The sequence below is a fragment of the Ancylobacter sp. G4_0304 genome (assembly GCF_047501495.1).
In the GTDB taxonomy this organism is placed as follows: Bacteria; Pseudomonadota; Alphaproteobacteria; order Rhizobiales; family Xanthobacteraceae; genus Ancylobacter.
This window is the reverse complement of record NZ_JAZDRM010000004.1, coordinates 22,674-47,245: the sequence shown is the minus strand read 5'-3', so window position 1 is coordinate 47,245 and position 24,572 is coordinate 22,674. Positions and strand designations below refer to the sequence as shown.

The window sequence follows — 24,572 nt, the reverse complement described above, 5'->3', positions numbered from 1 at the left end:
CATGACAAAGGGCATTTTTCGTTATTGAATAACTGTTCAAGAGAGCCGTTAACGGCCGGGATGCAACAGCCTTACCTTCCGGCTAGACTGCCGGGGACAAGACGCCGGACAGACCCGCCGACTCAAGAGCCTCCCGCCGCACCATGTCGGCACGGCTTGCCTTCGGCGGTAACGGAGCCGGGCACTTGCAGCGAACGGGAACAGGGAAACATGCGCAGCTTCACGTATCTCGCGACGGCCGCCCTCGGCTTGACACTTCTGGCGGCACCTGCGGCCATCTCCCCGGCCCATGCGGCCGAGCCCGCCGCCTGCAAGGCGGTGAAATTCGCCGATGTCGGCTGGACCGACATCACCGCCACCACCGCGCTCGCCTCCTCGATTCTGGAAGCGCTGGGCTACACGCCCAAGACGCAGGTGCTCTCGGTGCCGGTGACCTACAAGTCGATGCAGACCAAGGACATCGACGTCTTCCTCGGCAACTGGATGCCGACCATGGAAGCCGACCTCAAGCCCTATCGCGAGGACAAGTCGGTCGAGGTGCTTTCCGCCAATCTCGAAGGCGCGAAATACACCCTCGCCGTGCCGGCCTATCTCTATGATGAGGGCCTCAAGTCCTTCGCCGACATCGCCAAGTTCAAGGACAAGCTCGGCGGCAAGATCTATGGCATCGAGCCCGGCAATGACGGCAACCGGCTGATCCTCGACATGATCAAGGACGACAAGTTCGGGCTGAAGGGCTTCGATCTGGTCGAATCCAGCGAGCAGGGCATGCTGGCGCAGGTCGAGCGCGCGTCCAAGCGCAAGGAAGCGGTGGTGTTCCTCGGCTGGGAGCCGCACCCGATGAACGCCAAGTTCACCATGAAGTATCTCGAAGGCGGCGACGACGTGTTCGGCCCGAACTATGGCGGCGCCACGGTCTTCACCAACACCCGCGCCGGCTACACCACCGAGTGCCCCAATGTCGGGCGCTTCATCAAGAACCTGAAGTTCTCGCTCGGTACCGAGAATGTGGTGATGGGCTACATCCTGCTCGACGGCATGGAACCCTCCAAGGCCGCCGACAAGTGGCTGAAGGCCAACCCGACCGTGTGGGAGCCCTGGCTCGACGGCGTCACCACCCTCTCCGGCCAGCCCGCCGTTCCGGCGGTGAAGAAGGCCCTCGGCCTCTGAGGTCCGCCTGTAAGCGTCATCCCGGCCGAAGCGACGCGAAGCCGGGGGCGCGCTTCCGATATCCACATCATCCCGGCTAGGCCTTTGGCCGTCCGGGATGACGACCGGATCGCGGCGCCGGCACCCGCCGGGCCGCGGCACGCCTGCCCTCAATCGCCGCTCGCCTTCTCCTCCACCTGCGGGAGCGCCCGATGTATGACTGGCTGACCGAGCACAAGATCCCGCTGGGCAACTGGCTGAAGAGCTTCGTCGACTTCCTCACCGAGCATGGTCAGGACGTGTTCGACCTGATTTCGCTGGTGCTGGGCACGCTGATCTCCGGCTTCACCAGCGCGCTGCTGTTCGTGCCGCCGCTGCTGCTGATCGCGCTGTTCGGCCTCGCCGCCTGGCTGGTGCACCGCTCGATCGGGCTGACCGTGTTCATCCTCGGCGCGCTGCTGCTGGTGACCAATCTGGGCTATTGGGAAGCCACCATGGAGACGCTCTCTTTGGTGATCTGCGCGACGCTGGTCTGTGTGGTGATCGGCGTGCCCATCGGCATCGCCGCCGCGCACCGGCCCTGGCTCTACACCGCGCTGCGCCCGGTGCTGGACCTGATGCAGACCATTCCCACCTTTGTTTATCTCATTCCGACGCTGGTTCTGTTCGGCCTCGGCGCGGTGCCGGGACTGATCTCCACCGTGATCTTCTCGATCCCCGCCCCGATCCGCCTCACCCATCTCGGCATCTCCTCGGTGCCGGCGAACCTTTACGAGGCCGGCAAGGCGTTCGGCGCCACCAAGACGCAGCTGCTGTTCAAGGTGGAGCTGCCCTATGCGCTGCCGACCATCATGGCCGGTATCACCCAGTGCATCATGCTCAGCCTCTCCATGGTGGTGATCGCGGCGCTGGTGGGCGCCGACGGGCTCGGCAAGCCGGTGGTGCGGGCGCTGAACTCGGTGAACATCTCCATGGGCTTCGAGGCGGGTCTCGCCATCGTCGTGCTCGCCATCGTGCTCGATCGGGTGTGCAAGCGTCCCGAGCGACGCAAGAAGAGCTGAGGGAAGCCGCCATGCCCGCCGTCGAATTCCGCAACATCGACATCGTGTTCGGCAACGACGTGAAGGGCGCGCTCGCCCTGATCGACGCCGGCCATTCGCGCGAGCAGATCCTCTCCATGACCGGCTCGGTGCTCGGCGCGGCGGGGGTGAGCCTCACCATCGAGCGCGGGGAAATCTGCGTGCTGATGGGGCTCTCCGGCTCCGGCAAGTCCACCATATTGCGCGCCATCAACCGGCTGAACGAGGTGGCGCGCGGCGAGGTCCTGGTCGAGCACAAGGGCCGCGCCGTCGATGTCGCGCGCTGCGACGAGGCCACGCTGCGCGACATCCGCATGCACACCGTCTCCATGGTGTTCCAGCAGTTCGGCCTGCTGCCCTGGCGCACGGTGCGCGACAATGTCGGCTTCGGGCTGGAGCTGCGCGGCATGCCGGCCGCCGAGCGCACCCGCATCGTCGACGAGAAGCTCGCTATGGTCGGCCTCACCAACTGGGCCGAGAAATACACCAACGAACTCTCCGGCGGCATGCAGCAGCGCGTCGGCCTCGCCCGCGCCTTCGCCACCGACGCCGACATCCTCCTGATGGACGAGCCGTTCTCCGCGCTCGACCCGCTGATCCGCGACAAGTTGCAGGACGAGTTGCTCGACCTGCAGCGCCGTATCCACAAGACCATCGTGTTCGTGAGCCACGACCTCGACGAGGCGCTGAAGCTCGGCAACAAGATCGCGATCATGGAAGGCGGGCGCATCGTGCAGGCCGGCACGGCGGAAGACATATTGCTGCGCCCGGCCAATGCCTATGTCGCTGAATTCGTGAAGCACATGAACCCGCTCAACGTGCTGCGCGGCACGGCGGTGATGCGCCCCGCCACCTCGCTGCCGCGCGAGGGCGACTGCGTGATGCTCGACAAGGAAGGCCGGGTGCGGGTCAAGGTCGACGGCGAGGGCCGGCCGGTCTCGCTGGATCTCGACGGGCGCGTCGGCCTGCTCGCCAGCGCCGATGGCGAGGCCGGCGTGATCGACGATACGCTGGCGCGCAACGCCGACTGTATCGTCGCGCCGGTCGACCTCAAGCTGAAGGCGGCGATCGAGCTCAAGCGCCACACCGACCTGCCGATCCTGCTGGTCGACAAGCTCGGCACGCTGGCCGGACTGTGCGATGACGACGAAATCTATCGCGGCCTGCTGCGCCGGCTGGACGGCTGAGCCGCCGGCTAAAGGCCCCAGAATTCCCGGATCTTCGGCGCCTCGACCTTGGCCCGCTCATAGCCCGCGCGCAAGGCGGGCGCGATCTGGCCGGGGTCCAGCAGGTTCACGCCCGGCGGCGTGCCGGCGATGATCAGCTTCGCCTTGGTGCCGACCGCCTCCAGCGCGGCGATCTCCTTGTGGATGTCGTGCGGGATGCCGGTGAGCAGGCTACCCTCATAGCCATTGGTCAGGGTGATGACCAAAGCGCGCTGCGAGCCGGCCACGAGGTCGGTATGGGCCCAAGCCTTGGAGATGCCGCCATCCATGGCGAAGCGCTGGCCGAGCTGGGTCGGGCCGATCACGCCGGGGAGCGAGGAACTGGCCGCCGCGGCATGGGCGAGCGGGATGGCGTTGCGGTCCGCGACCGGCTTGTGCACCACGAGGCGCTCGCCGGTGTAGCAGTCGTTCGAGGTGGTGAACATTTTTGGCGTCGGCCAGCCGGTGCGGCTGTCGCCGGTGAGCAGCCAGGCGAGGCGCTCGACGCCGGAACCGTTCAGGTGGTTGTCCGCCGCCAGCGCGGCGTGGCCGATGGCGCGGATGGTCTCGGCGCTGCCATCGGTGACCTTGAAATTGATCTCCTGCGCCCGCTTCTGGCTGGCATTGGGCGCGGTGACCGGCGCGAGCTTCGCGAACAGGCCCGGGAAGTGCCCGAAGAAATCGAATTCGCTGCGCAACTGCAGGAAGCGGCCGGAGAGCAGCGACGAGCCGATATAGGAGCCCGCCGAGGTGCCGACCACCATCTGCGCGCTTTCCGCCGGGTTCACGCCGAGCTCCAGCAGCCCGTGGAAGAAGCCGCAATACCAGGCGACGTAATATTCGCCGCCGCCGCCCAGCACCAGCGTGCGGTCCAGCCCCTTCGCCAGATCGGACACCGTGGGCGTATCGGGCACCACCCGCGCCAGCCCGTCGCCATCGAACAGGGCGTCCGACACACCCTCCGCCATCTGCGCCAGCGGCGTGTCGGGCACGTCGGTCTCAGCGGCATGGGCGGGAGCGGCAAGAGAGAGCGCCGAGGACGCGGCAAGACCGGCACTGGCCTGGATCAGGCTTCGACGGGACAACATAGGACGGCACCTCCCAGACAGGCGCGCCTCATGCCGCGCCGCTGCGCGTCAGGGTCTGCCGGCGCGGGGACGATGTCCAGACGTCGATGGCGGGCATCACGGGGCTGAGGCACAGTGCCCTTGGCGCGGCGCCAAGTTAGAGTTCCCACGGCGCCCCTGCGCGGCGCTCTACGCCGCCGCGAGGCCGACCGCTTCCACCACGTCGTCCACCACGCGCTCCACCAGCGCGCGGTCGTCGCCCTCGCCCATCACCCGGATCACCGGCTCGGTGCCGGACGGGCGGATCAGCAGGCGGCCATGGCTGTTGAGCTTTTCTTCCGCCGCCGCGATCGCCTTGATCACGATCTCGCTCTCCAGCGGACGGCCCTTCTTGTAGCGCACGTTCTTGAGGATCTGCGGCAGCGGGTCGAAGCGGTGGCAGACCTCGGAGACCGGGCGGCCGAGGCGCTGCACCACGGCGAGCACCTGGAGCGCGGCGACCAGCCCGTCGCCGGTGGTCGAATAATCCGACAGAATGATGTGGCCGGACTGCTCGCCGCCGACATTGAAGCCGTGGGCGCGCATGTGCTCCAGCACGTAGCGGTCGCCGACCGGGGTGCGCTCCAGCGACAGGCCGAGCGAGTGGAAATGCCGCTCCAACCCGAGATTGGACATCACGGTTGCCACCACGCCGTCGCGCGACAGTCGCCCGTCATGCTTGAAGCTTTCCGCGACCACGGCCATGAGCTGGTCGCCATCCACCAGATGGCCCTTCTCGTCGACGATCAGCACGCGGTCGGCATCGCCGTCGAGCGCGATGCCGATATCGGCGCGCACCTCGCGCACCTTGGCAGCCAGCGCCTCGGGCGCGGTGGAGCCGACCTCGCGGTTGATGTTGAAGCCGTCCGGATCGGCGCCGATGGTCACGACATCGCAGCCGAGCTCCCACAGCGTTTCCGGCGCCACGCGATAGGCCGCGCCATTGGCGCAATCCACCACCACGCGGATGCCGTCGAAGGACTGATTGCGCGGCAAGGTGCGCTTGGCGAACTCGATGTAACGGGCGTGCACGCTCTCGATGCGCTTGGCGCGGCCGATATCGGCAGGCTTGGCGAGGCGGCTCGACAGGTCCGCGTCCATCAGCTCCTCGATCTCATGCTCGATCGCGTCTGAAAGCTTGTAGCCATCGGGGCCGAACAGCTTGATGCCGTTATCGTCGAACGGGTTGTGCGAGGCGGAGATCATCACGCCGATATCGGCGCGCATGGAATGGGTGAGCATCGCCACCGCCGGCGTCGGCATCGGGCCGAGCAGCAGCACGTCCATGCCCACCGAGGTGAAGCCGGCGACCAGCGCATTCTCGATCATGTAGCCGGAGAGGCGGGTGTCCTTGCCGATCACCACGCGATGGCGGTGCTCGCCGCGCTGGAACACCATGCCGGCCGCCATGCCGACGCGCAGCGCCAGGTCGGGCGTGATAACCCCGTTGGCCCGGCCGCGAATGCCGTCCGTGCCGAAATATTTGCGCGCCATGACATGCCTCATGCTGTGGCCGCCGGCAGAAGGCGCCGGCCCGGCCCCGAACAGGCGACTCGCGCACGAGCCGCCCATGCTTCATTTAGCATTCACAATCGCGGAGAACGCTTCACAAAGTGTAAGCGCTCCTTGCAGACACGCGGAGCGGGTGCGCCTCAGCCGTGCTCCACCGCCGCGGCCGCCGCCGCGACCTCCGCCTCGGCCTCCTGCGTCGAGCGCACGCCGTTGAAGAAGGCATTCAATGCCACCGCGACGATCGCCGTGAGCAGGATGCCGGATTCCAGCAGCGGATGGAACGCGTGCGGCAGGTTCTTGAAGAAGTTCGGCGCCACCAGCGGGATCATGCCGAAGCCGATCGAGATCGCCACCACGTAGAGATTGAAGCGATTGGTGCGGAAATCGACATTGGCGAGGATGCGCGCCCCGGTCGCCGCCACCATGCCGAACATCACCAGCCCCGCGCCGCCCAGCACCACCAACGGCACCGATTCCACGATCGAGGCCATTTTCGGCAGCAGGCCGAGCACCAGCATGATGACGCCGCCGGTCGCGGTGACGAAGCGCGAGCGCACGCCGGTGACGCCGACAAGGCCGACATTCTGCGAGAACGAGGTGTAGGGGAAGGTGTTGAAGATGCCGCCGATCAGCGTTCCCGCCCCGTCCGCCCTGAGGCCCGCGGTGAGCGCGGCGCGGTCGACCTTCCGGCCGGTCATGTCCGAGAGCGCGAGGAACATCCCGACCGATTCGATCATCACCACGATCATCACCAGGCACATGGTCAGGATCGGCACCAGGTGGAAGGTCGGCATGCCGAAATGCAGCGGCATCACGATGCCCACCCAGTCCGCCGCCTCAACCTTCTCGAAATTCATCACGCCGAGCAGGCTCGCGAGCACGCAGCCGGCGACGATGCCGAGCAGCACCGCGACATTGGCGAGGAAGCCGGCGCCCCATTTGGTGAGGCCGAGGATGACCAGCAGCACGAACAGCGCGATGCCGAGCCCGCCGAGCTGGCCGTAATTCGGGTTGGGGAACGAGCCGGGCACGCCGTCGACCACCTTGGTCAGCATCGGCAGGCCGCCGCCCGCCCAGTTGATGCCGACCCGCATCAACGAGACGCCGATGATGAGGATGATGGTGCCGGTGACCACCGGAGGAAATAGCGGCAGCAGCCGGCTGACAAAGGGCGCGACGAAAATCCCGAACACGCCGGCGGCGATCACCGAGCCGTAGATGCCGAGCAGGCCGATCTCGGGGTCGGCTCCCATGGAGAGCATCGGGCCGACCGAGGCGAAGGTGACGCCCATCATCACCGGCAGGCGGATGCCGAAGCCGAAGCCGCCCAGGCACTGGATCAGCGTGGCGATGCCGCAGGCGAACAGATCGGCGCTGATGAGGAAGGCGACGTCTTCCGGCGGCAGCTTGAGCGCGCGCCCGATGATCAGCGGCACCGCCACCGCGCCGGCATACATCACCAGCACATGCTGGAGGCCGAGCGTGGCGAGGCGCGGCCAGGGCAGCATCTCGTCGACCGGGTGGACCTTTTCCGTCATCAGAACCTCTCCAGCTCAAGGCCGGCGCGCCGGCACATCCCCCAACGGAAATTGTATTCAATCTCCGTGCCAAGAGCGGGCCAGACAGTATTCACTGAGGGTCCGGAGCCGGGTGCGGGTGCTGAAGAAGCGGAGGCGGGTCATTGCCGTTCAGCTGCCCGTCGCCGGCCGACGGTCACAAAAAACAAAAGCCCCGGCGCGAGGCCGGGGCTTTCATCGGATCGGTGTCAACAGCCGGGCATCACGCCTGCGGCTGGGGCTCCATGCCGGCATCGGGGCGCGGCGGGCGGTTCTTACCCGCGCTCGGTACCACCGAGCCACGCGTGTGCGCGGGTTCGATCGTGGTGTCGCGTACCGGGGCATTGCCGTCCAGCAGGCCGATGATCTCGTCGCCCGAGAGCGTCTCGTACTCCAGCAGGCCGCGCGCCAGCGCTTCGAGCTGGTCCTTGTTTTCGGACAGGATGCGCGTCGCCTCGGCGTAGCCTTCGTCCACCAGACGGCGCACTTCGCTGTCGATGGTCTGGGCGGTGGCCTCGGAGACGTTCTGCTGGCGCTGCATCGACATGCCGAGGAACACCTCGTCATTGTTCTCGCCATAGGCGACCTGGCCGAGCTTGTCCGAGAAGCCCCAGCGCGTAACCATCATGCGGGCGAGGCGGGTGGCCTGCTCGATGTCGGAGGCGGCACCGGAGGTGACCTTGTCGTGGCCGAAGATCAGCTCTTCCGCCACGCGCCCGCCCATCATGATGGCAAGGCGCGAGGTCATCTGCTCGTAGCTCATGGAGAGCTTGTCACGCTCGGGGAGCTGCATGACCATGCCGAGGGCACGGCCGCGCGGGATGATGGTGGCCTTGTGCACCGGATCGGTCGCCGGGACCTTGAGCGCGACGATGGCATGGCCGCCTTCGTGATAGGCGGTCAGCATCTTCTCGTCTTCGGTCATGACCAGCGAGCGGCGCTCCGCGCCCATCATCACCTTGTCCTTGGCGTCCTCGAAGTCGCTCATCGTGACCATGCGCTTGTTGCGGCGCGCAGCCATCAGGGCGGCTTCGTTGCACAGGTTCGCGAGATCGGCACCCGAGAAACCGGGGGTGCCGCGCGCGATCACCTTGAGGTTCACATCCGGGGCGATCGGCACCTTGCGGGCGTGGACCTTGAGGATCTGCTCGCGGCCGACCACGTCCGGGTTCGGCACGATGACCTGGCGGTCGAAGCGGCCGGGACGCAGCAGCGCCGGGTCCAGCACGTCGGGGCGGTTGGTCGCGGCGATGAGGATGATGCCCTCATTGGCCTCGAAGCCGTCCATCTCGACGAGGAGCTGGTTCAGGGTCTGCTCGCGCTCGTCATTGCCGCCGCCGAGACCGGCGCCGCGATGACGACCGACCGCGTCGATTTCGTCGATGAAGATGATGCAGGGCGCGTTCTTCTTCGCCTGCTCGAACATGTCGCGCACGCGAGAGGCGCCGACGCCGACGAACATTTCGACGAAGTCGGAACCCGAGATGGTGAAGAACGGCACGTTGGCCTCACCCGCGATGGCGCGGGCCAGCAGGGTCTTACCCGTGCCGGGCGGGCCGACGAGCAGCACGCCGCGCGGGATGCGTCCGCCGAGACGCTGGAACTTCTGCGGGTCGCGCAGGAATTCCACGATCTCGGTGAGGTCGCTCTTGGCCTCGTCGATGCCGGCCACGTCCTCGAAGGTCACGCGGCCATGCGCCTCGGTCAGCAGCTTGGCGCGGCTCTTGCCGAACCCCATCGCCTTGCCGGCCCCGCCCTGCATCTGCCGGGACAGGAAGATCCACACGCCAATCAGCGCGATGAAGGGCAGCCAGGAGATCAGCAGGCTGACGAACCACGGCACATTGTCGGTCAGCGGCTTGGCGGTGATGGACACGCCCTTGCCGTACAGACGGTCAACGAGGCCGGGGTCGCTCGGCGCATAGGTCTGGAACGCGCGGCCATCGGTGAAGCTGCCGGTGATCTCCGGGCCCTGGATCACGACATCGCGAACCCGGCCGTTATCGACCTCGGTGAGGAGCTGCGAGAAGCTGATGTCGTTCGCCGACTGGCGCTGCGCCGGATTCTGGAACAGCGAGAAGAGCGCCAGCAGCAGGAGAACGATGATCACCCAAAGGGCGAAATTCCGAATATTGGCGTTCATCTCGTTCCTCTCGGCGCCGGCAAGCACCGGCGCGCGGGCTCCGCCGGCGCTGGCGGACCCTCCCTTGTCGTCTGGTAATTTAGGTCCACCCTCGGCGGTTGCCAAGATGTCGACGGACAAGCTTGTGCACGCATCCGTGCAATTGTGCGTCAGAGGGCAGCGGATTACCCGCGTCGCGGCGGCGCCGGAGCGATGGTGACGGCTCGCATCGCCACCCGCACCAGCGCACCGGCCAGCGTGCGCGCGCCGCTCCCGCCCGGTTCCAGCGCGGTGAGCCAGGCGGCCAGCGCCTCCAGCTTGGCGAGTTCCACCGGTGCGCCGTCGCCCGCCATCGCCACCGCGCGGCCGAGCACGCGCAGCGCGATCTCCTCGGGCAGCGCGAGGAGGCCGGCACGGTCGAGCCGCAGCGCGCGCGCCGTGGGCCGGGCCGAAACGAGCGCGGCCATGGCGGCATCGACCGCCACCTCCAGCGCGGCATCGGCCCGCGCGAGGCGGGCGGCGAGGCGGGCAAGGCGCGGCGCGTCCAGCCCCTCGGCGGCGAGTTGCGGCATCAGCGCCCGCAGCCGGGCACGGGCGAAACGCGGGTCGCGATTGGAGGGGTCCTCGACGAAGCCGATGCCCGCCGCCCGGCAGGTCGCCACCAGCTCGGCCTTGCGCAACGCGAGCAGCGGGCGCAGCAGCGTCACATCCGCGTCCAGCGCCCGCCCGGCCGGAATGCCGGCGAGGCCGGAAAGGCCGGAGCCGCGCATCAGCCGGAACAGCACGGTCTCGGCCTGGTCGTCGCAGCTATGGGCGGTGGCGACCGCCCCGGCGCCCACCGCGTGGGCATAGGCGGTGAGGCGCTCGTAGCGGGCATGGCGCGCGGCCTCCTGAAGACCGCTGCGGGTGCCGGCGCCGTCCCAGCTCAGCACGGCATGCGGCAGGCCAAGCTCGGCGGCAAGCGCCCCCACCGCCTCGGCCTCCCGCCGCGCCTCGGGCCGCAGGCCATGGTCCACCGTGGCGACGAAGAGAGCCGGGCCTTCCGCAAGGCCGGCGCGCCAGCGGGCGGCAAGCAGCATCAGCGCGGTGGAATCCGGCCCGCCGGAGACGGCGAGCACCACGCCGTCAAAGCCGAGAAATGGGGCGAACAGGGACGGCAGGGCTTCGGGAGCCACGGCTCCCACGGTCTCGCATGAGCGTTCGGCCTCAGCAGCCGACACGCTTCTGCTCCCGCTCCACCCCCTGCTTGATGCTCGCGGAGGCGCGCGGATATTTGTTGCCGATAGCGTTCAAGGTGGCGCAGGCAGCATCCTTCTCGCCGATCGCCGCCAGCGACTGGCCAAGACGCAGCAGCGCGTCGGGCGCCTTCACCGCGTTGGGATAATCCGCCGAGACCTTGAGGAAGCTCTGGGCGGCTTCCTTGTAGGCGCGGCGCTGATAGTCGGTCTCGCCCAGCCAGTAATAGGCGTCGGGCACCGCGCGGTCGCTCGGATATTGCTGGAGGAACTGCCGGAACGTGTTGCCGGACTGCTCGTAGTCCTGCCGCAGCATGTAGCCATAGGCGAGGTCGTACAGGTCCTTCGGGCTGTTGCCCGGCGGCTGCGTGGCCGCGGGCGCGCCGGAGCCGGCGACCGAGCCGGCAAGCGCGCCGAGGTCCATCGGGGTGCTGGGCTGGCCGGGGGCGGCACCGGACGGCGCCGTGGCGCCGAGCGGGCGCGGCGCCCCGGGGGCCGCCGCCTGCGCGTTGGGATCGAAGGCGTCGGAGCGCCGGGCCGGCTGGCCCGGCGTCGCCGGGGGCATGCCGGACGGGGCCGCCGAGGGCCCAGCTCCCGGAGCCGCCGGCGGCGCGCCGGTGCCGCCGGTCATGCGGAAATCGATCTCGTCCTGCAGCCGCTTCACCTGCGCTTCGAGCTGCTGGTTGCGATACTGGAGCTGTTCGATCAGGCCGGTGGTCTGGCGGAGCTGGTTCTCCAGCCGGTCGACGCGCCCGGCGAGGCTGCCGGGATCGGAAGGGTCCTCCTGCACCGGCGTCGCGGTTCCCGAGCGCACCTGTCCCGGCGGCTTGAACAGGTTGCCGAAGAAATCATTGTTCGACTGCGCGAGCGCCGGCGTGGCAGGCACCAGCGCGACGAGGCCGAGGCCGGCGGCGAGCAACAGGACGGGGGGACGCGAAAAACGAGACTTCATGACCGGGACGCGAGAGGTTCATTGGGAACGCGGCGCGCGGTGGCGCGACGCAAGGATGCATATGACCATACGAAACCGATCGCGTCCAAAGTGTGACCCGTAAGGCCCCTTCCCCGCGCATCTCCGGTCCCCGCAGATACGAGAAGGCCCGGCGGCACGTCAACGGTGCCGCCGGGCCAGCGATGTCTCAGGTCTCGGCGAAGGCGCGCTGGCGATCAGGAGCCGGTGGCGTTCAGCACGGTGACGGCGCGCCGGTTCTGCGACCAGCAGGAGATGTCGTTACAGACCGCGACCGGACGCTCCTTGCCGTAGGAGATGGTGCGCATGCGGTTGGCGTCGATGCCGCGGGCGACCAGATAGTCGCGCACGCTCTGGGCGCGGCGGGCGCCGAGCGCGATGTTGTATTCGCGGGTGCCGCGCTCGTCGGCATGGCCTTCGATGGTGAAGGTGTACTTGGCGTAGTGGTTCAGCCACTGCGCCTGCTTGTCGAGGGTGGCGCGGGCCTGCGGCGACAGGTCGGTCTGGTCGCTCTCGAAGAACACGCGGTCGCCGACCGAGACGACAAATTCCTGCGGGCTGCCCGCGGGCGCGGAGCCGAGCTGGCCCATCGCGCCGGACCCGTCCATCGGGTTCTTGGCACACGCGGCCGCAAGCATGGCAAGGCCGATGATAAAGGCGGCACGCGCGCCGCCGAACTGGCGCAACATACGGATCATTCCGCTCAACTCCTGAAACATTCCGCGACCGGGCAACGTCATCCAGCGCCGGTCTGGTGAAATCAATGCTCCGTCAACCTTTACGGAACCTTATCTCGAACAGACGAATTCGCATCCAATGTCGAAACCGTCTCTTATGGTTAACGCTTCCTTAACGGCGCGACATGGCCGGATCAAGACCGGAGCGGCGACCAGGCGGGGTCGGAGGCATAGCTCGGAGTCGGAACGCGCTGCTCGTTATAGCCGGTGACATCGACCGTGTAGAGCTGCGGCCCCGCCGCCCCGCCGGCATCGCGGAAGAACATGATCACGCGGCCGTTCGGCGCGAAGGTCGGGCCTTCATTGTGGTAGCCCTCGGTCAGGATGCGCTCGCCCGAGCCGTCCGGGCGCATGATGCCGATGGCGAAGCGCCCCTGCGCCTGCTTGGTGAAGGCGATGACGTCGCCGCGCGGCGACCACACCGGCGTGGAATAACGCCCGTCGCCGAACGAGATACGGCGCGGGTTCGAACCGTCCTGGTTCATCACATAGACCTGCGAGGTGCCGCCGCGGTCGCTCTCGAAGCAGATCTGCGTGCCGTCGGGCGAATAGCAGGGCGCGGTGTCGATGGCGGCGGTGTCGGTGAGCCGCGTCGTCGCCTTGGAGCGCAAATCCATCACGAAGATGTTGGAATTGCCGCCCTGCTGGAGCGAGAGGATCACGCGCTGGCCGTCGGGAGCGAAGCGCGGCGAGAAGCTCATGTTCGGGAAATTGCCGACCACCTCGCGCTGGCCGGTCTCGATATTGAGCAGGTAGACCCGCGGCTCGCCGGAGCCGTAGCTCATATAGGTGATTTCCTGGCTGGTCGGCGAGAAGCGCGGGGTCAGCACGAGGTCGTCGCCGCGCGTGAGATAGGTCACGTTGGCGCCATCCTGGTCCATGATGGCGAGGCGCTTGACGCGGTTCTCCTTCGAGCCGCTCTCGTCGACGAAGACGATGCGGGTGTCGAAATAGCCCTTCTCGCCGGTCAGGCGCTCATAGATCGCGTCGGAAATGATGTGCGCGACCCGGCGCCAGTTCTCCGGCTGGGTGAAGTATTGCTGGCCGATGAGCTGCTGGCCGGCGAACACGTCCCACAGACGGAACTCGGCCTTCACCCGCCCGTCGCCCTGACGGGTCATACGGCCGGTCACCAGCGCCTGCGCGTTGATCACGCGCCAGTCCTGGAAGCGCGGCGAGGCGTCGGGATTGGTGATCTTCTCGACGAAGGCGGCCGGGTTCACCGGGGCGAACAGGCCGGAGCGGCGCAGATTCGCGGAAATGATCTGGGTCACGCCCTTGCCGGCCTCGACATCCTGCGGCCCGCCGCCACCGACGAAATCGGTGATGGCGATGGGAAGCGGCTGCACTGTGCCCTGCGTCACGTCGAGCTTGAGCACCGCCTGCGCCGGGCCTGAGACCAGCCCCAGCCCCGCGAGCGCGCCAGCGCCGGCAAGAACCGAGCGACGGCCCAGAAGCGGCGCCGCCGGGGTGGCGTTGAGGAGAGAAGGCTTAAGGTGCTGCATGATCATGTGTCTCGGGCGGGCAACGTTGAGGGCGGGCCGGCGGGCGGGGCCCGCTAGCCGCGGACCATTTCGCGTGGATCGAACGTCACTTCGATGTCCTTCCACATGTCGTATTTCTCAGGCGAGAGCATGTTGAACGGCTGCCCGCGGAAGATGGCGCGGATGGCGCTGTCGCGGGCGGTCATGAAGAACGGGCTGGTGCCGGACGACACCACCATGGGCGGACCCGACAACGTGCCGTCCGGGTTGAGCCGGATACGCACGGTGACGATCAGCTCCTCCGGGTTGGCGGCGCCGGCCGGCGGGTTCCACAGCGACATCAGCCGCGCGCGCAGCGCGTCGATCTCGGTCTGCGAGAGCGTGGCCGCCGTGCCGACGCGCGCGCCGAGCGAGGCGGTGTTGTTGATGGTGTCGCCGATCGCGGCCTGACGTTGCGGCGTGCGCTTGTCGAGCAGCGCCGCGATGTCGTTCGGGTTGAAGTCCTTCTGGTCCTTCGGCGGCGCCTGCACCACCTTGGGGGGAATGTCCTTCGGCTTCTTGGGCGGCGTCGGCATGGGCGGGGCGGCCTGCGCCGCCTGCTCGGGCTTCGGCTCGTCCTTCTTCGGCTCGGGCGGCTTGGCGGCGAGCGATTCCGCATCCGGCGCGGGCGCCGGGGGCTTCGGCGCCGCCTGCGCGGCCGGGGGCTTGGGCGTCGGCTCCGGCGGCTTCACGTCCGGCGGCGGGGGCGGAGGCGGCGTCGGCTCGTTGGCGGCCTTGATTTCCGGCTTGTCGGTGACCTTGGCGTCGAGATTCTCCGGCGGCTTGGCCTCCGGCGCGACCTTCTCGACCACGGGCTTGGGCGCCTGCGCCTTCGGGGCGTCCTTCTTGCCGGCCATCATCTTCGACATCTCGGCATCGGAGATGATGTCGATCGGCATGGATTCAGCCTGCATGTTCTCGAACGGGCTCGGCGCCGCGAACGAGATGGCCATGAATCCGATGATGCCGACATGCAATGCCGCCGATGAGATGAGGCCCGCGCGCATGTCCGCTCAGCTCCCCTGCTCGACTTCGGAGACGAGGGCGACGCGCTTGAAGCCGGCGCCGGAGAGCCGGCCCATGACCTTCATCACCGCGCCATAGTCGACCGACTTGTCGCCGCGCACGAAGATGCGCTCGTCATAGCCGGCCTTGGCGATGGCCTGCAGCTTGGGCACCAGCTCGTTCACGTCGATTTCGGTGTCCTGGAGAAACACCTGGCCCTGATTGTTGATCGAGATCACCAGCGGCTCATGGTCCTGCGACACCGCCTGCGCCTGCGTCTGCGGCAGGTCGAGCGGCACGCCGACGGTCAGCATGGGCGCGGCCACCATGAAGATGATGAGCAGCACCAGCATGACGTCGACCATGGGGGTGACGTTGATTTCGGACATGACGGCGCCGCCGCCCCGCCGGCGCGAACGCCGCGAGGTCCAGCCGCCGCCGCTGCCTCCTGCCATCCCCATTATCAGCCCCGTTCGTCGATCTGACGCGACAGGATCGCCGAGAACTCGTCGGCAAAGCCTTCGAGCCTCAGCGCCTGCTTGTTCACTTGCGACACGAACCTATTGTAGAAAATCGTCGCCGGGATGGCGGCGATAAGGCCAATTGCCGTTGCGAAAAGGGCTTCCGCGATGCCCGGCGCCACAACTGCGAGGCTGGTGTTCTTCGACGCGGCGATCGACTGGAACGAGGTCATGATGCCCCACACCGTGCCGAACAGGCCGATGAACGGGCCGGCCGAGCCGACGGTAGCCAGCACCAGAAGCCGGCTTTCCAGACGCTCCACCTCGCGGGCGATGGTGACGTCCATCACCTTGTCCAGACGCTGGGTGAGCCCGGCGAAGGAGCGCGCCCCGCCCTCATAGGAGCGCTTCCACTCGCGCATCGCCGCGACGAAGATCGCCGCCATGGCGTGGTTCGGCCGCGAGGACAGCGAGCGGTACAGTTCCTCCAGGCTCTGGCCCGACCAGAAGGTCTGTTCGAAACGGTCCATCATGCGCTTGGTGCGCGCGAACAGGATGGTCTTGTCGATGATGATCGCCCAGACCCAGACCGAGGCGATGATCAGGCCGGCCATCACCAGCTTGACGACCAGATGGGCCTGCAGGAACAGCCCGATCAGCGACATGTCCGGTCCCATGCCCGCGCCCTCGGGGGCGATGGCCGCGCCCGGCGGGGCCGCGACGGCCTGGCCCTGCACCTGTGTCGTCGGGGCGCCGGTCACGGGCGCCGTCGCGTTTTGGGCGTGGGCGAAGGACGCCGATGCCGCGAGAAACAGCACCATCGCAAAAAGAAGCTTCCTGAGCGTCATCACGCCAATCCTGCCAGTCACAAAGGGTTGCGGCGCCGCAGCTCATCCACCGTCCAAAGGCGGATGACACCGACGCGGCTCAAGGGAATACATCCGCCATCAAGCGATTGAGTCTGTCCAAACTTGGGCGATCGACGTCGGCGCGCTCCCGCAGCTACGCGATACAAGAGCTTATTAGGGTTAATGGCGGGTTAGCGTTGCGGCGGCGCAACAAGGAATTGTGGCGCTCAGGCGCCGCCGCCCTCCTCCAGCGCCGCTTTCATCGCCGCGCGCAGGGAATCGGGGATGCGCCGGGCGCGCCCCTGCGCCACGAACGCGACCTTGACCTTGCCCTCGACCAGCAGTTCGGCTCCGCGCATCACTTTCTGCTGAAGCGTGATCGAGGCGCCCGCCACCTCTATCGGCGCGGTGTGGATCTCCAGCACGTCGTCGATGCGGGCCGGGCGGATGAAGTTCAGCTCCATGGAGCGCACCACGAAGGCAAAACCCGGCGCCTCGGCCAGCGCCTCGCCGAACAGCTCGCCCTGCACCACGCCAATCAGGCGCAGATGGTCGGAGCGCGCGCGCTCCATGAACTTCAGATAGTTGGCGTGGTAGACGATGCCGGAAAAATCCGTGTCCTCGTAATAGACCCGCACAGGCAGCACATGCCCGCCCGGCACGATGCGGCCGGCGAGGTGCAGATAGGGATCGGCTTTGAAGGCTTCGGGGGTAAAGGGTTCGGGGCGCTCGTTCATGGCGCCCTCATAGCTAAAAGCGGCGTTGGCGAAAAGCGCGGCGGGCGAAAACCATGGCACAAAAAGAACCGCGCCCCCGATGGCTCGGGAGCGCGGTCCTCATTCAGTTCGGTCGAGGCATTCAGCCCTGCTGGCCGGCATCCTGCTCGGGCGCGGGGGCGGGACGGTTGCGGCGCTCCGTCATGAACTGGTCGAATTCCGCCTTGTCCTTGGCCTGACGCAGCCGGTCGAGGAAGCCGCGGAAATCCTTCTGCTCCTCCTCAAGGCGGCGCAGCGTGTCCTCGCGATACTCGTCGAAGGCGCGGTTGCCGCTCGACTGGGAGCCCCGGCCGAAGCGGGAACCGAACATGCCGCGCATCGCGTCTTCTCCTTCTTCACGCCAACGCGCGAAACCGCGCTTCGCACCGCAACCCATGCGTCCACTCCCTATCGTAAAGGCCAGGATCGCCAGACCCAGCGGCCACCAAGCCATGAAGCCCAGGACCGTAAGCGCGATCCAGGCCGGCCTGCCGTAACTGTCGAGCTTGTATGCGAGCTCCATGGCATCCGTTCCTGGTTAATGTTAATCACATTTACATAGGTAGGCGCGGCATGGATTTCCGTCAAGAGGACGCGAATGGAATTTTAGGTGGCGGGCGCGCCGAGGCCGCGCAGATAGACCAGGAAGCCGGCTTCCAGCAGCTCTTCCGGGCTCATCGGCAGCTTGCGCCGCGCCCCGTCCGCCCGGCCGAACAGCGAGGCGACGCCGTGGGCCAGCGACCAGATGTGCAGCGCCACCATCAGTGCCGGTGGGCGGCCGCTCGCGGGCATCGCGGCCACCAGCGCCTCGGCGGCCTCGCGCAGCACGGCGAAGGCACGCTGGCCGGCGAGCTGGAGTTCGCCATGGGTCTCAGTGGCAATGCCGGATTCGAACATGGCGATGTAATCGGCCGGATGGCTGCGGGCGAAATCGAGATAGGCCCGGCCCATGCGCTCGAAGGCTTCCGCAACGTTCGGCTTGCCGTCGGCCCAACCGTCCTGAAGCGCGCGGGCGAACCGGTCGAAGCTGGCGGCCGCGACCGCTGCGATCAGTTCGTCGCGGTCGCGGAAATGGCGGTAGGGCGCGGCGGGGCTGACACCGGCACGGCGCGCAGCCTCGGCGAAGGTGGCGCCCGCCATGCCCTTCTCCGCGATCAGGTCGAGCGCCGCCTGCATCAGGGCTTCCCGCAGGTTGCCGTGATGATAGCCGCGCGATTCTCCGTTCCGGGACCAACTCATGTGAGGAGCCCTTACATCAGCGCGGGCGCGGCGTCGACGGTTGCCGCGCGAGAGGGTGAAGATTGCGCGAGGCGGCCGCGCGCTTCGAGGCCGTCCATGACCGGAGCCGAGCCATGAAGCAGGTATGAGCGGCGGGTGTCATCGGGAAGCGCCCCTCACCCCAGCCTTGTCCCTCGGAGGTAGCCTTCCCCGGACGATGGAGCATCGACGATCGGACGCTGCCCATCGGCGCGGCGCCCCGGACGATCTACTCCCCGCCCTCGTCGAACAGGGGCATCTGGTTCGGGCTGGTCGGCACGGCGAGGCCGAGATGCTTGTAGGCATGGGCGGTCAGCATCCGGCCGCGCGGTGTGCGCTGGATGAAGCCCTGCTGCACCAGATAGGGCTCGATGATCTCCTCGATGGCGTCGCGCGGCTCGGAGAGCGCGGCGGCGATGGTCTCGACGCCCACCGGCCCGCCGCCGTAATTCAGCGCGATCACGCTGAGATAGCGCCGGTCCATCTGGTCAAGGCCGAGCCCGTCGACATCGAGCGCCTTGAGCGCATGATCGGCCGCCGCGCGATCGATGGTCTCGCGCCCAGCGACCAGCGTGAAGTCGCGCACCCGGCGCAGCAGCCGCCCGGCGATGCGCGGCGTGCCCCGCGCGCGGCGGGCGATCTCACGCGCGCCGTCGGGCTGGATCGGGATGCCGAGCACGCGGGCGCCGCGCGTCACCACCCGCTCCAGCTCCGGCACCGTGTAGAAGTTGAGCCGGATCGGAATGCCGAAGCGGTCGCGCAGCGGCGTGGTCAGCAGCCCGGAGCGCGTGGTGGCGCCGACCAGCGTGAATTTGGAAAGCTGGATCTTCACCGAGCGCGCAGCCGGCCCCTCGCCGATGATCAGGTCCAGCTCGTAATCCTCCATGGCGGGATAGAGGATTTCCTCCACCGCCGGGTTGAGCCGGTGAATCTCGTCGATGAACAGCACGTCGCGTTCTTCGAGATTGGTCAGCAGTGCCGCGAGGTCACCGGCCTTCGCGATCACCGGGCCGGAGGTGGAGCGGAAGCCGACACCCAGCTCGCGCGCCACGATCTGCGCCAGCGTGGTCTTGCCGAGCCCCGGCGGGCCGACGAACAGCACATGGTCCAGCGCCTCGCCCCGTGCCTTCGCCGCCTTGATGAACACGTCGAGATTGGCGCGCGCCTGCTCCTGCCCGACGAACTCGACGAGGTTCTGCGGGCGCAGCGAGGCTTCCGCGAGGTCTTCCTCGCGCTTGTCGGGGGCCACCAGCCGCTTGGTGCTCATCGGCGGGCCTCCTCGGCCGCCGGGAACACGCCGCCGCCGATCAGCAGGCCGGTCGCGAGCACGCAGCCGCCCGCCAGCATGGCGGCGACGAGGGGCGCGCGGTCCCTGACGATTGGCGTGAACGCGCCGAAATCGATGGCAAAGACAAGGAAGCCGAGCGGCGCCAGCGCCACGATCACCACCGCCGCCAGCACAAGCAGCCGCCGGCGCGGCGAAAACGACAGGGCGAAGGCGCAAATGCCGGCGGCGATCCCGCCCGGCACCACCGCCGCCGACGCATAGGTCGCCGAGAGCGGGCTGTGGATCATGCGCTCGGCGATCAAGACAGAGAACACCACCGCGCCATAGGCGAGGATCATCGCCGGGATGCGCGCCTGCCAGGTCCATTGCGGCCCGGCCGCGCGGGCGCTCGCACGGGGCGAGAGGAAGCGCAGCATCATGACGCCAGCTCCTTCAGGCCGAGACGGATCAGCTTCGCTGTATCCGCGCCCTCTCCGGCCTCGCGGAACGCCGCCGCTACCGCCGCGCTGGCCTGCACCTGCGCATAGCCGAGATTGACCAGCGCCGAGACCGCATCCGCCACCGGCCCCGGTGCGCGGCGCTGCTCGATCTCGCCGGCGAGGCTCGCGACCGCCGGGTCGACATCGGAAAAGCCCGGCGCCTTGTCCTTGAGCTCGGCGACGATGCGGGCAGCGACCTTCGGCCCGACACCATTTGCCCGCGCAACCATCGCCTTGTCGCCCAGCGCCACCGCATTGGCGAGTTCGGTCGGCGAGAGCACGGAGAGCACGGAGAGCGCCACCTTGGCACCGACGCCCTGCACATTCTGCAGCAAGCCGAACCACGCCTTCTCGGCCTGGGAGGCGAAGCCGTAGAGCCGGATCATGTCCTCGCGCACGAAGGTCTCGATGAACAGCACCGCCGCCTCGCCCACCGGCGCCAGCGCCTGCAAGGTGCGGCCCGAGCAGTGCACCAGATAGCCGACGCCGTGGACGTCGAGGATCACATGATCCTCGCCATAGGAATCCACCGTGCCCTTGAGCTTCCCGATCATCGATATGCACCGGTCATGACGCCGCGGCCTTCAATGTCGCCGCCTTCAGCGCGGCCATGCCGCGATGCTGCGCGTGGGTGACCGCGACCGCAAGGGCGTCGGCGGCATCATCCGTGGTGAAATCGGCCTGCGGCAGCAGCACCTTCATCATCATGCGGATCTGTCCCTTTTCCGCGCGCCCGGCGCCGACCACGGTCTTCTTGACCAGCAACGCGGCATATTCGGCCACCGGCACCCCGGCCAGCGCCGGGGTGAGCAGAACCACGCCGCGCGCCTGGCCGAGCTTAAGCGTCGAGGCCGGGTTCACATTCACGAAGGTCTCCTCCACCGCCGCCTCGTCGGGCGTGAACGCGGCGATGACCTGGGACAGTTCGCGGTGAAGCTGCGCCAGCCGCTCGGCCAGCGAGCCGTCCTCGGGCGGCAGCACGGTGCCACACGCAATGAAGCTGAGCCGCGTGCCCAATGCCTCGATCACCCCCCAGCCGGTGCGGCGGAGGCCCGGATCGAGGCCGAGAATGCGAATCGGACGCTGTGCCATGCTTCCGGGTTAGCCGAACAAAGGGCGAACGACTAGAGCGACGGGAGAAGTTTGCGCCGCGACTTCGCCACGGAGCGGGCGGATGGTTAATGCGAGGTTAGCGGCGCTGCGAGCACGCCAGCCATTCCGGCGAGGCGTGCGCGACCATCCCCGCGTCGGGAACGCGTTTGCGGTTCACCACCGCCGACCGCGGGAGCGGCCCGTGGCACGCCCGCGCCGAACGATCGCCGTAGCCGGCGGGGTCAGCCCCGCCGGAACGCGCCGCTCGCCAGCATCACGCCGATGCCGGTGCCGATGACGCCGACCACCGCCGCCATGTCCGGGTGCTCGCCGAGCACCGGCACCGCGATCGCCGCCGCAAGCGCCGGCACCAGCCCGGTGAAGGCGGCCGCGCGCGAGGAGCCGAGCTTTTCAATGGCAATGCCGAACGCCACCAGCGCCACCACGCCGGAGAACAGGCCCTGCACCACAAGCTGGATCAGCACCTCGCGGCCATAGCCCTCCTGCACCGCAGAGATCACGCCGGGCAGGCCGACCGGGGTAAGGATGATGGTCGACCACAGCCCGATCATGCCGACGATGGCGGTCGCCTTCATGCCGGTGCGGCGGAAGGCCAGCGTGTAGCAGGCCCACATCGCCGCGCCGCTCACAAGCAGCAGATGCCCGCGCCAGGCGCCGTCCTCCGGATAGAGCAGCCCGCGCCCGCCGAGCGTCAGCACGCCGAGCGCGATGAAGAGGAAGCCGAAGATGCGCAGGCTGCCAAGCCGCTCATGGAACACCAGCGCCGAAATCACCGCCACGATCAGCGGCATGGTTCCCGGCAGCAGCGGACCGACATCGGCCGCCGGCACGAAGCGCATGGCGGTGGCGACGGTGAGGAAGAACAGGCCGCCCGCGCCGATGAAGCACAGCACGAATGGGATCATCGCCTCGCGGCGCGGCCACAGGCCGATCTTGATCCAGGCGGGTGCCAGCACCACAGCGGGAACCACGAAACGCAGCCAGCCGACCGTCGCGGGCGGCAGGTGACCATGGACGGCATGACGGGTCGAGACGATCCAGCCGCCCCAGATGGCGATGGCGAGCAGGGCGCAGGCATAGCCGGTCAGGCGGTCCGCCATGGACGGCGGCGCCGCGACGTCGGTCGCGGCAGGGGACAAGGTGGTGGTCATGGTCGCATTCCAGCCGCCGTGGCGGCGAAAAGAGGGGTGCCGCGACGCGGCGAGACTGGGTCGCCGTGAGGGCGAAAAGACACCTCCGCGCCCCGCTGGCGGGAGCATCGCCGGCAGGCGATCGCGCCGCGAGAGCGGGGTCTGGAGGAGTGCTGCACAGGCGGTATCGTTGCCGCACTATGTGGGTCGGCTTCGCTCGCCTGCAAACGAGTTTTGCAAATCCGAACGTTCGCGTTTGCTGATGGAACTTTGCAAACGGGCAAGCCCGGCGACGGATGCCCCGGCCAGCCTGGAGGCCCCCGCGCGCGATTGACCCGGCGCGGCGCGGGGATTAAGCCGGCCGCGCGGCCCGCTTGTCGCCGCCCTGTGGTTTTCCGTCATGTCCTTCGATTTCGCCCTCGGCTGGGCGATCGCCACCGCGCTGGTGGCCGGCTTCACCCGTGGCTTTTCCGGCTTCGGCGGCGCGCTGATCTTCGTGCCGCTGGTCAGCGCGGTGTTCGGGCCGCGCGTGGCGGCGCCGACGCTGCTGATCATCGACGGCGTGATGACGCTGCCCTATGTGCTGCCGGCACTGAGGGCCTGCGTCTGGCGTCAGGTAGCGCCGTTCGCCATCGGCGCCGTGCTCACCGTCCCGCTCGGCGTCATGGTGCTCGACCATGCCGATCCACTGCTGCTGCGCTGGGCGCTCGCCGGGCTGGTGGCCGTGCTGCTGACGCTGCTGGTCTCGGGCTGGCGCCACAGTGGGCGGCACACCCTGCCCACCACCCTCGGCATCGGCCTGTTCGCCGGCATTCTCGGCGGCGCGGCACAGATGTCCGGCCCGCCGGTGGTGGCCTATTGGCTGGGCAGCGGGCAGAACGCGGCGCTGGTGCGCGCCAATCTGTTCGGCTTCTTCGCGCTGACGACGCTGGCAAGCGGCGCGTCCTATGCGCTGGGCGGCATGATCACCGGCGAGGTCGGCCGGCTCTCGCTGATCCTCGGTCCGGCCTATGCCGCCGGGCTGCTGGCCGGCGCGCGGCTGTTCCGCGGCGCCAGCGACCGGCATTTCCGGTTGGCGGCCTATGGCGTGATCGCCGTGGCGATCATCGCCAGCCTGCCGCTGTTCGATCCGCTGTTCTGGCGGTAGCGTTTCCGAGCGCCGCGCCGAACGATGGGGACGCCTGAAACGATGCGCGCTTACGCGCTCATCTTGGCGACGAAGGCGTCGGACAACTCGAAATTGGCGTAGACGTTCTGCACGTCGTCATTGTCGCTCAGCGTATCGACGAGGCGCACCAGCTTCTCGGCCACCTCGTCGTCCACCGCGATGGTATTCTGCGGGCGCCAGACCAGGCCCGACTTGCGGGGCTCGCCGAACTTGGCTTCGAGAGCGGCTGCGACCTCGTGCAGGTTCTCCATCGAGCACACCACCTCGTGGCCGTCCTCGGAGGAGGACACGTCGTCGGCGCCGGCCTCGATGGCGGCTTCCATCATCGCGTCCTCGGAGGCCTTGGCGAGGTCGAACTCGATCACGCCGACGCGGTCGAACATGAACGACACCGCGCCGGTTTCCGCCAGCGCGCCGCCGGACTTGGTGAAATAGGAGCGCACTTCGGAGGCGGTGCGGTTGCGGTTGTCGGTCAGCGCCTCGACGATGACCGCGACGCCGCCGGGGCCGTAGCCCTCATAGCGGATCTCGTCATAGTTCTCGGCATCGCCGCCGGCCGCCTTCTTGATCGCGCGGTCGATATTGTCCTTGGGCATGTTCTCGGCGCGGGCCGCGAGGATGGCGGCGCGCAGACGCGGGTTCATGTTGGGGTCGGGCAGCCCGAGCTTGGCGGCCACGGTGATTTCGCGCGCCAGCTTGGAGAACAGCTTGGAGCGCACCGCGTCCTGCTTGCCCTTGCGGTGCATGATGTTCTTGAACTGCGAATGCCCGGCCATGGCCGCCTCCACGTCATGCGGGGGGCGCGTCCCGGCCCTTCTCCGCGTCATGTCTCGAATGGTGGAGGCTTATAGGCGCAAGCCGTGGCGCGCGTAAA

At 68.1% G+C, this 24,572-nt stretch carries 24 protein-coding genes; 4 read left to right on the top strand and 20 right to left on the bottom strand.

Features of this window, described 5'->3' with window-relative positions; translation table 11 throughout:
* The first annotated feature begins 210 nt into the window (after nucleotides 1–210).
* The 3 genes from VRZ77_RS03525 to choV all read left to right on the top strand — a co-directional run bounded on the left by VRZ77_RS03525 (nucleotide 211) and on the right by choV (nucleotide 3,415).
* The gene (locus VRZ77_RS03525) at nucleotides 211–1,170 is read left to right on the top strand and encodes a choline ABC transporter substrate-binding protein (RefSeq protein WP_414591328.1); all 960 of its coding nucleotides are present in this window, start codon (nucleotides 211–213) and stop codon (nucleotides 1,168–1,170) included.
* A gap of 191 nt (nucleotides 1,171–1,361) precedes the next feature.
* Nucleotides 1,362–2,210, top strand: a complete 849-nt coding sequence (choW, locus tag VRZ77_RS03520; protein ID WP_414591327.1) for a choline ABC transporter permease subunit — start codon at nucleotides 1,362–1,364, stop codon at nucleotides 2,208–2,210.
* 11 nt (nucleotides 2,211–2,221) lie between these two features.
* Nucleotides 2,222–3,415, top strand: coding sequence for a choline ABC transporter ATP-binding protein (gene choV / locus VRZ77_RS03515; protein WP_414591326.1), 1,194 nt, complete (start codon nucleotides 2,222–2,224; stop codon nucleotides 3,413–3,415).
* 8 nt (nucleotides 3,416–3,423) lie between these two features.
* On the opposite strand, the gene VRZ77_RS03510 is transcribed toward choV, so the two are convergent.
* The 19 genes from VRZ77_RS03510 to VRZ77_RS03420 form a co-directional block, all read right to left on the bottom strand.
* Nucleotides 3,424–4,521: a patatin-like phospholipase family protein gene (locus tag VRZ77_RS03510; protein ID WP_414591325.1), complete on the bottom strand. Its 1,098-nt coding sequence runs from the start codon at nucleotides 4,519–4,521 to the stop codon at nucleotides 3,424–3,426.
* A 168-nt stretch (nucleotides 4,522–4,689) separates the two neighbouring features.
* Nucleotides 4,690–6,033 carry a phosphoglucosamine mutase gene (gene glmM, locus VRZ77_RS03505; RefSeq protein WP_414591324.1) on the bottom strand — a complete coding sequence of 448 codons (1,344 nt, stop codon included), beginning with the start codon at nucleotides 6,031–6,033 and terminating at the stop codon, nucleotides 4,690–4,692.
* Nucleotides 6,034–6,191: 158 nt separating this feature from the next.
* Complete coding sequence (locus VRZ77_RS03500) at nucleotides 6,192–7,589, bottom strand: nucleobase:cation symporter-2 family protein (RefSeq protein WP_414591323.1); 1,398 nt, start codon at nucleotides 7,587–7,589, stop codon at nucleotides 6,192–6,194.
* A 241-nt stretch (nucleotides 7,590–7,830) separates the two neighbouring features.
* Complete coding sequence (gene ftsH / locus VRZ77_RS03495) at nucleotides 7,831–9,750, bottom strand: ATP-dependent zinc metalloprotease FtsH (protein ID WP_414591322.1); 1,920 nt, start codon at nucleotides 9,748–9,750, stop codon at nucleotides 7,831–7,833.
* 164 nt (nucleotides 9,751–9,914) lie between these two features.
* Entirely contained in the window at nucleotides 9,915–10,949 is a 1,035-nt protein-coding gene (tilS, locus tag VRZ77_RS03490; protein WP_414591321.1) for a tRNA lysidine(34) synthetase TilS, read from the bottom strand.
* The gene (ybgF, locus tag VRZ77_RS03485) at nucleotides 10,936–11,916 is read right to left on the bottom strand and encodes a tol-pal system protein YbgF (protein WP_414591320.1); all 981 of its coding nucleotides are present in this window, start codon (nucleotides 11,914–11,916) and stop codon (nucleotides 10,936–10,938) included. The genes tilS and ybgF overlap by 14 nt, the downstream gene beginning before the upstream one ends.
* 215 nt (nucleotides 11,917–12,131) lie before the next feature.
* Entirely contained in the window at nucleotides 12,132–12,623 is a 492-nt protein-coding gene (gene pal, locus VRZ77_RS03480) for a peptidoglycan-associated lipoprotein Pal (RefSeq protein ID WP_414591385.1), read from the bottom strand.
* Between the two features lie 182 nt (nucleotides 12,624–12,805).
* Nucleotides 12,806–14,176: a Tol-Pal system beta propeller repeat protein TolB gene (gene tolB / locus VRZ77_RS03475; protein WP_414591319.1), complete on the bottom strand. Its 1,371-nt coding sequence runs from the start codon at nucleotides 14,174–14,176 to the stop codon at nucleotides 12,806–12,808.
* A 53-nt stretch (nucleotides 14,177–14,229) separates the two neighbouring features.
* On the bottom strand, nucleotides 14,230–15,201 hold the full coding sequence (locus tag VRZ77_RS03470; protein ID WP_414591318.1) for a cell envelope biogenesis protein TolA: 972 nt from the start codon (nucleotides 15,199–15,201) through the stop codon (nucleotides 14,230–14,232).
* 6 nt (nucleotides 15,202–15,207) lie between these two features.
* Nucleotides 15,208–15,660, bottom strand: a complete 453-nt coding sequence (gene tolR / locus VRZ77_RS03465) for a protein TolR (protein WP_414591317.1) — start codon at nucleotides 15,658–15,660, stop codon at nucleotides 15,208–15,210.
* A gap of 2 nt (nucleotides 15,661–15,662) precedes the next feature.
* A complete protein-coding gene (gene tolQ / locus VRZ77_RS03460) occupies nucleotides 15,663–16,337 on the bottom strand; it encodes a protein TolQ (protein ID WP_414591384.1) in 675 nt (224 codons plus the stop codon).
* Nucleotides 16,338–16,735: 398 nt separating this feature from the next.
* Nucleotides 16,736–17,245 (bottom strand): tol-pal system-associated acyl-CoA thioesterase, encoded by a 510-nt coding sequence (ybgC, locus tag VRZ77_RS03455; protein ID WP_414591316.1) that lies wholly within the window; start codon nucleotides 17,243–17,245, stop codon nucleotides 16,736–16,738.
* A 121-nt stretch (nucleotides 17,246–17,366) separates the two neighbouring features.
* Nucleotides 17,367–17,786: a DUF2852 domain-containing protein gene (locus VRZ77_RS03450; RefSeq protein ID WP_414591315.1), complete on the bottom strand. Its 420-nt coding sequence runs from the start codon at nucleotides 17,784–17,786 to the stop codon at nucleotides 17,367–17,369.
* A gap of 83 nt (nucleotides 17,787–17,869) precedes the next feature.
* Nucleotides 17,870–18,502, bottom strand: a complete 633-nt coding sequence (locus tag VRZ77_RS03445; protein WP_414591314.1) for a TetR/AcrR family transcriptional regulator — start codon at nucleotides 18,500–18,502, stop codon at nucleotides 17,870–17,872.
* 247 nt (nucleotides 18,503–18,749) lie between these two features.
* Nucleotides 18,750–19,787 (bottom strand): Holliday junction branch migration DNA helicase RuvB, encoded by a 1,038-nt coding sequence (gene ruvB / locus VRZ77_RS03440; RefSeq protein ID WP_414591313.1) that lies wholly within the window; start codon nucleotides 19,785–19,787, stop codon nucleotides 18,750–18,752.
* A complete protein-coding gene (locus VRZ77_RS03435) occupies nucleotides 19,784–20,227 on the bottom strand; it encodes a hypothetical protein (protein WP_414591312.1) in 444 nt (147 codons plus the stop codon). The genes ruvB and VRZ77_RS03435 overlap by 4 nt, the downstream gene beginning before the upstream one ends.
* Nucleotides 20,224–20,841, bottom strand: a complete 618-nt coding sequence (gene ruvA / locus VRZ77_RS03430; protein ID WP_414591311.1) for a Holliday junction branch migration protein RuvA — start codon at nucleotides 20,839–20,841, stop codon at nucleotides 20,224–20,226. The genes VRZ77_RS03435 and ruvA overlap by 4 nt, the downstream gene beginning before the upstream one ends.
* A 13-nt stretch (nucleotides 20,842–20,854) precedes the next feature.
* Nucleotides 20,855–21,379: a crossover junction endodeoxyribonuclease RuvC gene (gene ruvC / locus VRZ77_RS03425; RefSeq protein ID WP_414591310.1), complete on the bottom strand. Its 525-nt coding sequence runs from the start codon at nucleotides 21,377–21,379 to the stop codon at nucleotides 20,855–20,857.
* A 242-nt stretch (nucleotides 21,380–21,621) separates the two neighbouring features.
* Nucleotides 21,622–22,551 carry a DMT family transporter gene (locus VRZ77_RS03420; protein WP_414591309.1) on the bottom strand — a complete coding sequence of 310 codons (930 nt, stop codon included), beginning with the start codon at nucleotides 22,549–22,551 and terminating at the stop codon, nucleotides 21,622–21,624.
* A gap of 379 nt (nucleotides 22,552–22,930) precedes the next feature.
* Here VRZ77_RS03420 and VRZ77_RS03415 point away from each other — a divergent pair, with 379 nt between their 5' ends.
* Nucleotides 22,931–23,677 carry a sulfite exporter TauE/SafE family protein gene (locus VRZ77_RS03415; protein WP_414591308.1) on the top strand — a complete coding sequence of 249 codons (747 nt, stop codon included), beginning with the start codon at nucleotides 22,931–22,933 and terminating at the stop codon, nucleotides 23,675–23,677.
* 50 nt (nucleotides 23,678–23,727) lie between these two features.
* Here the strand turns inward: VRZ77_RS03415 and VRZ77_RS03410 are convergent, their stop codons facing one another.
* Complete coding sequence (locus VRZ77_RS03410) at nucleotides 23,728–24,474, bottom strand: YebC/PmpR family DNA-binding transcriptional regulator (protein WP_414591307.1); 747 nt, start codon at nucleotides 24,472–24,474, stop codon at nucleotides 23,728–23,730.
* Nucleotides 24,475–24,572: the final 98 nt, after the last annotated feature.